General features: G+C 61.8%; 15 protein-coding genes. 1 reads left to right on the top strand and 14 read right to left on the bottom strand.

Going from position 1 to position 13,054, the window contains the following annotated elements; all coding sequences use genetic code 11:
• The first annotated feature begins 20 nt into the window (after positions 1-20).
• Positions 21-623 (top strand): dienelactone hydrolase family protein, encoded by a 603-nt coding sequence (locus EFB14_RS10930; RefSeq protein ID WP_245438228.1) that lies wholly within the window; start codon positions 21-23, stop codon positions 621-623.
• On the opposite strand, the gene EFB14_RS10935 is transcribed toward EFB14_RS10930, so the two are convergent.
• The 14 genes from EFB14_RS10935 to EFB14_RS11000 all read right to left on the bottom strand — a co-directional run bounded on the left by EFB14_RS10935 (position 620) and on the right by EFB14_RS11000 (position 12,899).
• A complete protein-coding gene (locus EFB14_RS10935) occupies positions 620-1,564 on the bottom strand; it encodes a dihydrodipicolinate synthase family protein (RefSeq protein WP_126825220.1) in 945 nt (314 codons plus the stop codon). The genes EFB14_RS10930 and EFB14_RS10935 overlap by 4 nt on opposite strands.
• 16 nt (positions 1,565-1,580) lie before the next feature.
• Positions 1,581-2,534, bottom strand: a complete 954-nt coding sequence (locus EFB14_RS10940) for an ABC transporter ATP-binding protein (protein WP_126825223.1) — start codon at positions 2,532-2,534, stop codon at positions 1,581-1,583.
• A 5-nt stretch (positions 2,535-2,539) separates the two neighbouring features.
• Positions 2,540-3,565, bottom strand: coding sequence for an ABC transporter ATP-binding protein (locus EFB14_RS10945; protein ID WP_125842801.1), 1,026 nt, complete (start codon positions 3,563-3,565; stop codon positions 2,540-2,542).
• Positions 3,565-4,482: a dihydrodipicolinate synthase family protein gene (locus EFB14_RS10950; RefSeq protein ID WP_125842799.1), complete on the bottom strand. Its 918-nt coding sequence runs from the start codon at positions 4,480-4,482 to the stop codon at positions 3,565-3,567. The genes EFB14_RS10945 and EFB14_RS10950 overlap by 1 nt, the downstream gene beginning before the upstream one ends.
• A gap of 18 nt (positions 4,483-4,500) precedes the next feature.
• Positions 4,501-5,376 carry an ABC transporter permease gene (locus tag EFB14_RS10955; RefSeq protein WP_126825226.1) on the bottom strand — a complete coding sequence of 292 codons (876 nt, stop codon included), beginning with the start codon at positions 5,374-5,376 and terminating at the stop codon, positions 4,501-4,503.
• 3 nt (positions 5,377-5,379) lie between these two features.
• A complete protein-coding gene (locus EFB14_RS10960; protein WP_126825229.1) occupies positions 5,380-6,339 on the bottom strand; it encodes an ABC transporter permease in 960 nt (319 codons plus the stop codon).
• Between the two features lie 72 nt (positions 6,340-6,411).
• Positions 6,412-7,998, bottom strand: a complete 1,587-nt coding sequence (locus tag EFB14_RS10965) for an ABC transporter substrate-binding protein (protein ID WP_126825232.1) — start codon at positions 7,996-7,998, stop codon at positions 6,412-6,414.
• A complete protein-coding gene (locus tag EFB14_RS10970) occupies positions 7,995-8,726 on the bottom strand; it encodes a FadR/GntR family transcriptional regulator (RefSeq protein ID WP_125842792.1) in 732 nt (243 codons plus the stop codon). The genes EFB14_RS10965 and EFB14_RS10970 overlap by 4 nt, the downstream gene beginning before the upstream one ends.
• 209 nt (positions 8,727-8,935) lie before the next feature.
• Positions 8,936-9,307: a type II toxin-antitoxin system RelE/ParE family toxin gene (locus EFB14_RS10975; RefSeq protein WP_125842790.1), complete on the bottom strand. Its 372-nt coding sequence runs from the start codon at positions 9,305-9,307 to the stop codon at positions 8,936-8,938.
• Positions 9,307-9,564 (bottom strand): ribbon-helix-helix domain-containing protein, encoded by a 258-nt coding sequence (locus EFB14_RS10980; protein WP_008536431.1) that lies wholly within the window; start codon positions 9,562-9,564, stop codon positions 9,307-9,309. The genes EFB14_RS10975 and EFB14_RS10980 overlap by 1 nt, the downstream gene beginning before the upstream one ends.
• Before the next feature lie 113 nt (positions 9,565-9,677).
• Positions 9,678-10,025 (bottom strand): WGR domain-containing protein, encoded by a 348-nt coding sequence (locus tag EFB14_RS10985; protein WP_245438229.1) that lies wholly within the window; start codon positions 10,023-10,025, stop codon positions 9,678-9,680.
• A 54-nt stretch (positions 10,026-10,079) separates the two neighbouring features.
• The gene (locus tag EFB14_RS10990; protein WP_126825238.1) at positions 10,080-10,709 is read right to left on the bottom strand and encodes a glutathione S-transferase family protein; all 630 of its coding nucleotides are present in this window, start codon (positions 10,707-10,709) and stop codon (positions 10,080-10,082) included.
• Positions 10,710-10,924: 215 nt separating this feature from the next.
• Positions 10,925-11,647 carry a response regulator transcription factor gene (locus EFB14_RS10995; RefSeq protein WP_125842786.1) on the bottom strand — a complete coding sequence of 241 codons (723 nt, stop codon included), beginning with the start codon at positions 11,645-11,647 and terminating at the stop codon, positions 10,925-10,927.
• 13 nt (positions 11,648-11,660) lie between these two features.
• The gene (locus EFB14_RS11000; RefSeq protein WP_125842784.1) at positions 11,661-12,899 is read right to left on the bottom strand and encodes a GAF domain-containing sensor histidine kinase; all 1,239 of its coding nucleotides are present in this window, start codon (positions 12,897-12,899) and stop codon (positions 11,661-11,663) included.
• Positions 12,900-13,054 lie beyond the last annotated feature (155 nt).

The raw sequence follows: 13,054 nt of genomic DNA on the forward strand, positions 1-13,054 counted from the left end.
ATCCCACCCGGAGGCTCCGTATGGCTGAGGTCTTGTTGTTCCACCACGCACAGGGGCTGACCCCGGGTGTGCGTGCATTCGCCGACGATTTGAGGGCGGCCGGCCACACGGTGCATACGCCTGACCTGTTCGACGGGCGCACATTCGCAAGCATCGAGGAGGGTCTCGCCTATATCGGCGAGATCGGATTCGATGCCATGAGGGAGCGCGGCGTTCGCGTCGCCGGCGAACTGCCCGCCGAGCTCGTCTATGCCGGGTTTTCATTCGGGGTGCTGCCGGCCCAGAAGCTGGCACAGACGCGACCCGGTGCGCGTGGGGCGCTGCTCTTCTACTCCTGCATGCCGATCAACGGCGAGTGGGCCTTCGGACCCTGGCCTGATGGCGTTGCGGTCCAGATCCACGGTATGGACAACGACCCGATTTTCGCAGGCGAGGGCGATATCGACGCTGCCCGCGAGATCGTGGAGAAGGTCGAGGATGCGGAACTTTTCCTCTACCCCGGCGATCAGCACTACTTTGCCGACAGCTCGCTGCCGTCGTACGATGCGGACGCGACCGCGCTGCTGACTACTCGCGTGCTTGATTTCCTGGATCGCACGGCGACCAGCCGATCCACGCGTTAGCTCCGCGAGGTAAAGAGTTCCGGAATCATGGCGTGAGCGGTTTCCCGCAGCGTCTCTGCGTTTTGCCCGTCGATAGAGCGGTAAGGCCAGCGCAATCTGGTGCCAACCGGCCCCCAGTTGCCGATTGCGGCAAGCAATTTGTCGAGCGCGGCATTGGAAAAACCGTGATCCCGCCGGAACGGGACGACATGATCGTCCATGAAGGCGCAGATGCGTTTCTCGATCGAAAGCGCGGCCTCGATATCGGTCCGCATCATGTCCGTCCAGGCTTGTGCGCCTTGCGGGCTGAGGCAGGCGACATTGGAGAAGGCGCCGGCCGCGACGCCCGCATTCATTCCGGTTGCGAGATGATGGCCGGGTACGAAAAGGCTGAACTCGCTGAGGTGGGCGCGGGCCTCGGCATACCATTCCGCATCGCCATCGGCGAGTTTGATGCCGACCACCGACGGGCAAGACCGACACACTTCTGAGAGATCACGTGGCGATAGAACACGCTTCGCATGTGGCGGATTGTAGAGAATGAGCGGGATTCCGTCGGCTGCCTCCGAAACGCGTTTCAGGAAGTCGATTGCCTCCTGATTGGTCAGCGGCCACCAGTCGGGAAGGATGACCTGGATCGCCAACGGTTTCAGCGGTACGGCGCGACGCAGGCGAGCGAGCATGATGACCGGATCCGGCTGGCAGGCGCCGATGACGAAGGCCATGCCGGCTGCCTGGCAGCGGCCAGCCAGCATTTCCTGAATGCGGTCATATTCCGCCTCCGTCTGGTTATGAAATTCGCCGGCCGTGCCGTTCGAATAGATGCCGTCGACCCGGGCATCGATCAGGATGTCGATTTCCCGGGCGAGCGCCGTAAAGTCGATGCTGTCGTCATCGGCGATCGGAAGCAGCAGGGTCGCCCAGTTTCCGGCGATGGGATGGCGGCGGGTTTGCAGCGTCATGGATCGGTTTCCGGCGTCAGTTGAGGTCGTCGCGGATGCAGGCCTTGAAATGGCCCGGCGCGGTTTCCCTAAGGTCCGGGACGACCTCGCCGCATGCCGGCAGCGCGTTCGGGCAACGGGTGCGGAAGACGCAGCCGCTCGGGGGATTGGCAGGACTCGGAATGTCGCCCTTCAGGATCTGTCGGTGCCGTGGCGCATCGGGATCGGGCGACGGAATCGCCGAAAGCAGTGCGCGGGTGTAGGGATGCTGCGGCCCGGCATAAAGCTCGGCGCTCAGTGCTATTTCCATGATGCGGCCAAGGTAGAGCACGATCACCCGGTCGCAGATGTATTCGACCACCGCGAGATCATGGCTGATGAACAGCATCGTCAGGCGTAGCCGCTGTTGCAGATCACGCAGAAGATTGATGACCTGCGCCTGGATCGAGACGTCAAGCGCTGAGACCGGCTCGTCGGCGACGATGAATTCCGGTCCGAGCGTCAAGGCGCGGGCAATGCCGATGCGCTGCCGCTGGCCGCCCGAAAACTCATGCGCGTAGCGGTTGACCGCATCGGGCGGAAGATCGACCTGTTCCAGCGCAGTGCGGGCGCGCGCCGATCGCTCCTTCGGCGTGCCGATGCCCTGTATTTTCAGGCCTTCGGTCAGAATCTCCCCGATCGTCATGCGCGGCGAAAGGCTCGCGAACGGATCCTGGAAGATGTACTGCATCCGGGGCCGGGCGCGGCGCATCTCGGATGACGAAAGAGTGGTGATCTCGGTGCCGTCGAAACGGACGCTGCCGGCCGAGGGCTCGACCAGGCGCAGGACGGACCGGCCGATGGTGGTCTTGCCGCTGCCCGATTCTCCCACCAGTCCCACGACTTCCCCCTTGCCGATATCGAAGGAGATTCCCTGCAGGATCGTCAGTTGCGTGCCGCGGGACGTGTAATGTTTTGCCAGGTCGCGGACGGAGAGGAGTGGTTCGCTCATCGGGCCTAAATCTCCTGCCAGCGGATACAGCGGCTCTTGTGGCGCGGATTGACGTCGAAAAGTGGCGGCACCGCCTTGCGACAGTCCTCTGTCGCGAACCGGCAGCGCGGCTCGAAGGCGCAGCCGGACGGCATGTTGCCGAGGCTCGGGACCACGCCCGGAATTGCAGCCAGCTTTTCGCCCGCTTGCTTCATGCGGCTGGCGTTGCCAAGCTTCGGCATCGAGGCGAGCAGGCCCATCGTATAGGGATGCTTCGGATTGCGGAAAACCTCAGTGACCGGGCCGGTCTCGACGATCCGGCCGGCGTACATGACGGCAACCCGATGGGCGATTTCCGCGACGACTCCGAGATTATGGGTGACGAATAGCATGGCCATGCCGCGTTCGCGCTGCAGCTTTTGCAGGAGGTCGAGGATCTGCGCCTGAATGGTTACATCGAGCGCGGTGGTCGGCTCGTCGGCGATCAGAAGGGTGGGATCGCAGGCAAGCGCCATGGCGATCGTGGCACGCTGGCGCATGCCGCCCGAAAGCTCATGCGGATATTGGTCGGCACGGCGCCTGGCGTCCGGAATGCCGACGCCTTCCAGAAGCGTCACCGCAGCATCCATCGCGGCCTTGCGGCCCGCGCCGCGATGGATGCGGATCGGCTCGGCGATCTGATCGCCGATGGTATAGACGGGATTGAGGCTTGACATCGGTTCCTGAAAGACCATGCCAATGTCATTGCCGCGGATGGTGCGCATCTCCTGATCTTTGAGCGAGACGAGATTGCTGACTGCGCCGTTTTTGCGCTTCAGCCGGATGCTGCCGGCGGCGATCGCACCGATGTTGCGGGTGAGCAGCCGCATGACCGATAGGCTGGTAACTGATTTGCCCGAACCGGACTCGCCGACGAGCGCAAGCGTCTCGCCGGCTGCGACCGAGAAATCGATGCCATTGACCGCCGTCACCTCGCCGGAGCGGATGCGGAAGACTGTCCACAGCCCCTTGACGTCGAGAATGGTGTCGCCGATCTGGTGCATGGCGTCCATCAGGAAAGAAGGCCTGTCGCGCGCAGGATCTCGTCGATCCCCGCGGTTTCCGCTTCGTTGAGGGCGGCGCGGGGGCGGGGCATCAAGGCCGTGTCGATGATGCCGAGGCTCTTCATCGCGGCCTTGAAGGCGCCGATGCCGGAAGCTCCGCCGCTGACGCGGCCGGCGCCGACCCAGACGATTTCGAAGAGCCGGCACAAGCGTTCCTGCTCCTTGCGGGCAGCGGCCCAGTCGCCACGCTGGGCTGCATCCCAGAGCCTGACATAGCCATGCGGATCGACATTGGCGATGCCGGGCACCACGCCATGTGCGCCCATCTGCAGCGCAGTGTCGACGACGATCTCGGAGCCGGTCATCAGGAAGACGTCCTTGTTGTCTGCGAGATCGAGCAGCACATAACGGAAGTTGCCATCGTCGCCGCTCGAATCCTTGATGCCGATGATGGTTCCCTCGCTGGCGAGCGTCACGCTGGTCTGGCGCAGCAATTTCACGTGCACGCAGACGGGAATATCGTAGGCGATCAGCGGCACGTCCACGGCATCGCGGATATAGCGGAAGTGATCGATGATCTCGGCCTGGCTGGTGACCGTGTAGAACGGTGCCGTGACGACCACGGCGTCGGCGCCGGCCGACTTGGCGATCCCGGCATGATTGATGACGCGGTCGGTCGTCGGATCGATGACGCCGACGATCAGGGGAACACGACCGTTGATGACCTTGGCCGAATGCTCGATGATTTCCTGCCGCGTTTTTTCATCATGGAAGACGACCTCGCTGGTCGAGCCGAGCACGAAGAGGCCATGGCATCCGGCTTCGATCAGGTTTTCGAGCACCCGTGTGTAGGATGGGTAGTCGACGGTGTAATCCTTGTTCAGCGGGGTAATGACGGGGGGGACGACACCCTTGAATTTGCTCATTTTTGCTTTCTTTCGACGTCAGTTTAATTCGGCGCGAGGGTCGAAGGCATCGCGAAGACCATCGCCAATGAAGTTGATGGCAAGGACGGCGAGCACCAATGCGCCGCCGGGAAACAGCCATTGCCATGGGTACTGCTCAAGCACGGCGGTGGAACGGGCGGCATTCAGCATGTTGCCCCAGCTTGCTGCCGGCGGCGCGATGCCAAGCCCGAGGAAGGAAAGACCTGCCTCGAGCAGAATGGCATTGGCGATCTGCAGCGTCGCGAAGATGACCAGAATATCGATCGAGTTCGGCAGGCCGTGACGGAGGAGGAGGTGCGGGAGACCGGCGCCCATGCCTCGTGCCGCCATGACGAAATCACGCTCGCGAAGTTCGAGCAGCCGCGAGCGCACCATACGCGCCAACAGCGGCCAGGAGAGGAGCGAGATTACGAGGACCGTCGGCCAGATGCCGGTGCCGGCGATCGAGGCGAGCACCAGCAGAAAGATGACGGGTGGCAACGTCATGACTAGATCGACGAAACGCATCGTGACGGCATCCGCCCAGCGGCCGGCAAGTGCGGAGACCGCGCCGACCAGGAAGCCTATGATTGCGGAAATGACCGTCGAGGTGATCGCCACCAACAGCGAAATCCGCCCACCATCCATGACCCGGGCAAAGATGTCGCGGCCGACGCCATCGGTGCCGAACCAGTGCTTGGCCCCTGGTCCCGCATTCATCGCTAGGAGGTCGATGTCGTTGGGCTGGAAGCTCCACCAGAGCGGATAGGAAAGGATCGCCAGGATCATCAGCGCGATCACGCACAGGCCAAGGCATGCCGCGTTGTTGAGCGTGAAGCGGTGGAGGGATCGCGCGATCGGGCCTGGGCTGCGGGCAGAAGGTCGTGCCAGCATCGCTCAACCCACCCTGATCCGCGGATCGACCACCACATAGGCGAGGTCGGTCAGAAGGTTGACGACGATGACGCAGGCGCCGATCACCAGCGTCGAGCCCATGATGACGGGATAGTCGCGGCCCTCCACCGCGTCGACCATGAGCAGGCCCATGCCTGGCCAGTTGAAGACGCTTTCGATGAAGATTGCCCCGCCGATGGCAAGGCCGATGGTCGAGCCGATCAGCGTGATGACGGGGAGCAGCGCATTGCGCAGGGCGTGCTTGGTGATGACCCAGAATTCGAAGACGCCTTTGGCGCGCGCGGTGCGCACATAGTCCTGGTTCAGGACCTCAAGCATGGAGGCCCGCATGTAGCGCATGATCAGCGCCGTCTGAGCGACGGCCAGCAGTGCCCCGGGCAGGATGAGGTGATGGATGAGGTCGGCGGCCGAAAATTCCCGTCCTGGTGTCAGCATGCCGCCGGAGGGCATCCAGTTGAAATAGACGGAAAAGAGATAGAGGCCGACCAGAGCGCTCAGGAACGGCGGGCTGGAAATGCCCATAACCGCGAATACCGACAATGACAGGTCGGCGATCGAATTGCGGCGAACCGCGCCGACGATGCCGGTTGCGATCCCCGCGACGATCGAGATTGCGATCGCGGTTCCCATCAGAAGGACCGTTGGGCCGACGCGTGACAGGACGAGGCCGAGGACCGGCTGGTCGGGCCGCTTGATGGAGTAACCGAGATTTCCTGTCAGCGCCTGCTCCAGCCAAGCGACGAATTGGACCGGCAGCGGCCGATCCAGGCCGAGCGTGGCGCGCAGTTCCGCAAGGTCCGATGGCGACATCGGGACATTGGGATCGATATACGCGTCGATCGGATCGCCGGGGGTAAGGCGCAGCATGACGAAGATCAGCACGCTCAAAGCAAAGAGCATGCCCACTCCGATCAGCAGACGCCGGAGACTGTATCTCAGCATAAATGTCCGTTCCTGTGAGGGTGGCGGGGTCGGTGACGAGGCCACCCTTTGCTTCTCAGGACGGGCAACGCCCTATTCGGCGATCGCCCATTTTTCCGGATGCGCCTGGTAAGGTCCGCCGCCGGGGGCAGGGGTCCAGGTGAAGTCTTTCAGCTTGGTGGATGCGATGCCGTAACGGTTCGCCACCCAGAGCGTGCCCCAGGGAAGCTGGCTGTTCATCACCTTGCAGACGTCCTGATATCGGGTGTCCCGCTTGGCACCGTCCGTTTCTCCGAGGGCTGCATCGAGCGCCTTTGTCAGCTCCGGCATGCGCACCCGAGCGACGTTCGGGCCGGCCGGTGGAATCTGCTTCTCGTTGAGGCCGACATTGATGCTGCCCGGATCTGGGCCGTTCTGCAGGCCTGCATAGACCATCTGGAACTGCGCGACATCAGGCGACGCGTTGAGCACGATGCTGTTATAGGTCGGAGCGTCGACGGCGCGCGGCGTCACGTTGATGCCGACCTGAGCGAGCATCGCCTGGATCGCGGCCATGACATTGCCGGCAAGCGGCGTCGTGTAATAGGTCAGAAGGGTAATCGGCTTGTTGCCGTTGATCTGGTCCCAGCCGGCTTCCTTCAGGAGCTCCTTGGCTTTTTCCGGATCATAGGCATAAGTCTCGATGCCCTTCGGCACCACCTGATCGGCGACATAAGCGCAATTCGCCGGCTTGGCGGCGCCGCCGTATAGGCTCTGGATGATCGCATCACGATTGATCGCGTACATCACCGCCTGACGGACTCGAAGATCCTTCCAAATCGGCGAGTCGTGATTGAAGCCGAGATAGTTGACGACGAAAGAGTTGCCTTCGATGGCGCGAAAATCCTTGCTGTCCTTAAAGGCGGTCAGGTCGTTCGAATCCACGTAGGTGAATTGGATCTCGCCGGCGCGCAGCGCGGCGATCGCCGCAGCCGGATTGGCGAAATAGCGATTGATAACCTTCTCGAGCGCGGGTTTGCCGCCGCGGTAATCGGGATTGGCCGCGAGTTCGACGTATTGGTCGGTCACGTATTTGGTGAATTTGAACGGACCTGTGCCGATCGGCGAGGTGGACCACCAGCTGTTCTTGGCGAGCTGCTCGGCGGGGATCTGCGACAAAGCGTGTTCGGGCAGCATCATGACCTTGGTCATGGCGTCCATCAGGTTTGCGGAGGGCGCCGACAGCTTGATGACAAGCGTCTTGTCGTCCTTGGCCTCAACCGAGGATATCGCATTCAGACGGGCCGCAAAAACAGAGCCGGTCTTTGCATTTTGGGCGAGCCCTATCGTGAACTTGGCATCCTTCGCCGTGAAAGGCTTGCCGTCATGCCATTCCGCATCCGCGAGCTTGAACGTGTAGGTGAGTTGATCGGGGCTGACTTCGTAGGATGAAGCAAGCAGGCCGACCACCTTCTGCAGCTTTTCGTCGTAGGTGACCAAGGGCTCGAAATAGACGCTGAGCCAGGTGAAGCCCGCCGTCGCGGCCAGTGGGTTGAAATTGCCCTGGAAGCCGCCAGGGCCTACATCGAAGCCGCCCGAGAGTGTTGCCGCCTCAGCCGGGGTGGCGAAGGCTGGAATGGCGGTCGTAGCCATCATCGCGGCAAGCGCGATGGCGGATGACAATCCTGACAGTCGATTCATTGTGCTCCTCCCACATTTGAATTTGTCTTATTGGCAGCGATCACCCGAGAAATACCCTCGTAGTGGCGATCCAGGCGTCTTTGCGCCTCTGCAACATCCCTTGCCTCGATCGCATCGACGATCGCCGCGTGATCCCTCCAGGTCGCGACGGGATCGACGTTATCGAGATTGACGAAATCGGAGGCCTTGTAGAAGGCGAGCCAGAAGACATCGATGAGACGCGCAAGCGTTTCGTTGTTTTGGCACCGGAAGAGGAGGGTGTGGAACCGCTGGTCGTCGGTCGCAAAGGATTCGCCGCGCCGCGCATGTTCGCCCATGCTGTTGACCGTCGCTCGCAACTCGGCAATGTCCTCGTCGCTGATCTTTTCGACCGTCTTGCCGATCAGACCGACTTCCAGCGTCCGGCGGATCTCGATCACTTCCTCGATCTGACGGAGCGCGCCGCCGAGGCCGTAGGCGAGATTGTCGAGCAGCGGCTCGAAAGAGAACGCCTTGACGAAGATGCCGACGCCGCGGCGTGATTCCAGCACGCCGACCGACTCCAGAGCCTTGATGCCTTCGCGCAGCGAATTGCGGCTGACACCCAGCTGGTTTGCCAGCTCGGATTCTGCCGGCAGGAGCGTCCCAGGCTTCAGCCCATTGTCGTCGATATAGGCGCGAAGACTTTCCTGCACCGAAACGTGGAGAAGGGGAGCGCGGGTGAGGGGCTTGATCGACTTCAGCGGCATGCCGGTTTCGTTCCATCCGTATTTACGTCGATCGAGACATATCCACTTGTAGGATATCTGTCAATTGGATATGCGGAAGCCGGCCGCCCAGTGAACACAACACAGGTCTGAGAAATGATGGAGAGTTTTCCCGTGCCAGCCCGTTCGGAAAGGCTGGATTGTGAATTCCGGATCATCGTTTCAGGTCACTTCGGCGTGACCGATGGTCCTTAGGACTTCGGCCGAGGATGTCCCATCAGCGCGTCGTACTCTCTGTCGGTCAAACGTTCGATTGCCCGCAGCTGTGCGGGAATGTCCATCCGCTCATGCAAGACCGCGGCAATGACGAACGTCGTATCGTCAGCGACAATATAGACGGCGTAGTGGTGCTCGATTTTGTGGAGCCGGAAGAGCGAATTTCCGACGCGCTCGTCTTTCTTTGTCCTCACACGGGCATGCGCTTCGGGAATGGCTTCAAATCCCGCCCGCAGCAGGCGGCCGTATGCCTTTGCCTGTTCGATGGACCATTTCCGCGCCGTTTCGCGGACTGCCAGGCGATAGTTATCAAGGGCAGTCAGCAGAATGAGAACGCGAGGAGCCACTAGCGCAGCTCTTCATCCAGTTCCGCATCGACGGCGTCCAGCGCAGAAAGGGGCAGCATCTCTCCGCGTCGGAATTCCTCTTCGGCCCGCAGCAGCGAGCGGATGGCATAACGACGGTCTTCTTCGCGTGCCATATCCTCGCGAATGAGCGCGCGCACATATTCGCTCGGCGTCGTGTATTGGCTCTTCCCGTTGGCGCGCATATCGACGAAGGCGCGCATTTCATCGGGCAGGCTAACATGCAGGCTGCTGGTCATCACCGCGGCCTCCTTATCCAGATTGCTAGATGAATTGTTCTGCATCCCCGATGCGATGTCAATATTTGACATTACGGTTGATCCTGCCAAGCGCGATCAGCAAAGGATCATACCTAGTCACTGTGTTCGAGGCGATCGAGATGCCTTGCAGCGTCAACGGCCCCTTGCGTGGCGCATGTCGCACTCTCGTATCGATAGCCGCGACGCAGCTTGCGGACAGCCATGCGCTCATAGGCAACAGCAGCCTCCCCGGGCGTATCGAACAGTTCCACTGTCAGCCGGCCCTCGGTCCCGATCCGGCCCCAGTTGCGCACGAGAGAACTGCCTCCGAACAATGTCGGCTGGATTGATAGGCGATAGAAGCGCGCCATGTTTCGAGACGGATCGATCCGGTAAAGCAGCATGATATCGGCTTTTGCATCCATAGCCGGATCATGCGCGCTCACCATTTGGCGGTCCAACGAGTTTCCTGAATCGGTCGCGGCGGATCGATTCATGTCCGTGTTGCATCGCGCTCAGATGGCTGAATGAGGATCGTCGCTATACGGGTAGACCGGATGGCCGGGACCGATGACTTCCCGCACGCGATCGAACCAGGTGGTAACCGCCGGATAATCTGTCAGGACGAAGCCGCAATCCCCTGCCCGGTGGGCGTAGGCGTAAACCGCCAGGTCCGCGATCGAAAACTCCTCATCCACGAGATACGGCGTGTTCTTCAGCCCGCGTTCCAGTGCGGCAAGGGCACGCAGGCCAGCCGCGCGTTTGGCTTCGACCATGGCCGCGTTGAGCCCGAGGCGCCCTGTCAACGTCCAGAAGCGCAGCGTGCCGATGACCGGCTCGATGTGATACTGTTCGAAGAACAGCCATTGCATGACCTTGGCACGTTGATAGCGATCTGCCGGCAGAAACCGGGTTCCCTCGGCCAGATAGGCGAGGATGGAATTGGATTCGGCGATCGTCCGCCCATCCTCCAGTTCCAGAACGGGAATGCCTCCCGCCGGATTGAGGGCGAAAAAGGCATCGGTGCGGGCTTCGCCTTCGAAAATCGATAGCAAGCGGACTTGATACGGAATGTCCAGCAGCCCGAACAGGACCCTGACCTTCCAGCCATTCTGCGATGGGCGATAATCGTAAAGCGTAAGCATAAATTCCTCCTTTGACGGCGGATTGATTCTGCACGCTAGGTTAGCCATCGGCCACCCGATTTCTGCCAGGAGGCTATGGTGTGGCGGCCGTAGTACCGGCCGCATCTTAAATTCTTTCCTGGGATCGTGTCTTCTCTTCGGAACGAACCGCCTATTGCCTCTGTGGCGCCGGCACCTGCTCTTGGCGTTCGATCGATATCCTGTTTGTTCCCAAACTACTTTCCATCCAGCCACTCCTGCAGCTCTGCTTCAGCCCGCTCCAGGGCGCTGTAGTTCAGGAGTTTGCGCAGGAAAGCGACGGTAACAGCGCGGGCGCGGAGATTGAAGCGACCGTCCTCGTGGTCGTCGCCTGCGCTCTGGTAGACGTCGAGTTTGTCGTAGAGCTGCTGCAGGCGGTTCTGCACGCTGCGCAGCGAAAGGCCCCTCCGTTTGGCTATGGCCCTGTCCGTGAGGCCGAGGGCGATATCGACGAGGATTTCGTATTCGGAATCGGTGAAGCCGTTCGTCTGGCCCAAGCTCTTCTGCTGCAGGCCCCGCACCTCGCGGTCGATGACGCACTGGCTCTCGATGAAGATCGAGCGCAATGCGAGCCTCAGCCGCTCGTCCGAGGCGGATTTCAGCACATAGCCATAGGCGGCGCCATCCGGCACGATACGCGAGACGCCGCGCACATAGGCCTCGTCCGAATAATTCGACCAGAACAGGATGCGCGTCTCCGGTCGTTCTTTCCAGATCGTGCGCGCAGCCTCGATGCCGTTGCGGCTCGCCATTTGCAGGTCCATGACTATATGGGCCGACTTATGGTCGCGGGCGAGTTTTTCGCCGACGGTTCCGTTCTCCGCCTCGATCACCGTGTTGCATTCCGGCAGGGCCGCGTTGACCGCTTCGTGCAGATAGGACCGGTGCAGCGGGTCGTCCTCGACGATCAGAACCTTCATCGCGTCTTTCTCCTCAGTTTGGTCCGCTCGCCGGGTCGTGCGGGCCGAGCGGCAGCACGACGCGCACCGCAGTCCCGCGATTGTTGTGACCAGGCCCAGTCATAAAGCGTGCCGAGATCAGCCGCGCACGGGTCTTCATATTGTCGATGCCGCCGCCGATCCGTCCCCGCGCCTTGGCGAGCCCGGTGCCGTCGTCGGAGATTTCGATCGATAGCCTCTCGTCGTCAGCCTCGAGCCGCACCATGATGGTGAGCGGGGCGGCATGGCGCACCGCATTGTTGATCGCCTCCTGGGCGATGCGAAACAGCGCGACGCTGACGGTCGGTTCCAGTTGCTCCAGTGCGCCATGCGTCTCGTCAACGAGACCCCATTCGATGGCCGATCCCGCATCGCGGGTCGATCGGTCCAGATGATGCTCGATCGCCTGGGCGAGGCCGAAGAGCTGGAGTACGGAGGGCTTTGCCTGCTCGATGATCTGCCGCAGATCCTGCATGCAATGCTGCAGGGAACGCGAGACCGGCTCCAGCGCTTCGGGCGCCACCTCGCCGTTGCGTGACAGCCGATCGATCCGGCGGGCAAGCCGCGTCAGGTCGGCCAGCGTCTGGTCGTGAAGGTCCATGCCGATCCGCTGGCGCTCCTGCTCCAGAGCTTCGGTCAGCTTCAGCGCGCCTTGCCGCAATCCCTCCTCGCGGGCCCGAGCCTCAGCCTCGACGATCGCCGAGCGTTGTGCATGCTCGGCCGCCCTGAGCGCAAAGAAATAGGGCGTCAACAGGTCGGCTATGATGCGGGCGCGTTCGATATCCTCCATCGTATAGACGCCCGCCCTTTGCGAGGAACAGGAGAGTGCGGCGATGATCGTGCCCTGCACCTTCATCGGTACATGCAAGCGGCTCCTCAGCGACTGTTCGACGATCGGCCGCTTGAACGCGCCCTCGAAGTGGAAGCGCGGATCCGTCATAGCGTCGTCCGTCAGCATAAACTCCACCTCGCCCCAGAGCAGCGAACGGATGGGGCTGTTGACAACAGGCGCCCCTGCAATCTCGCCCCAGGCGGTCTCGATGCCTGTCTCGTAAGCCGTGTGGTAGTTGCCGCCTTCGAGCAGCACGCAGACATCGAGATGGTCGTGGGGGATGATATGGGCGACCTCGGCGGCGACGGAACGGATGGCCGAGCGGAAGTCGAGCTGGCCCGCGAGCAGCCGGGAAATGCCGAGATAGTGGTCGAACATGGCTGCGGGTGCGAGATGCAGCATCGTCAGTTCCTCCCATAGACGGCAGCGGGCTCCTCAACCCGCTGCGATCGCTTCGCAGTAAGCGCCCGAGAAAGCGCCGCCGTCTTGCGTAAACCCGCAGCTTGTTGCGCAAAACCCGCAAACGAATTGCCGCCTTGCCCCTGTACAGGCCAGTC

The sequence above is a fragment of the Rhizobium fabae genome (genome assembly GCF_003985135.1).
Classification (GTDB): Bacteria; Pseudomonadota; Alphaproteobacteria; order Rhizobiales; family Rhizobiaceae; genus Rhizobium; species Rhizobium pisi.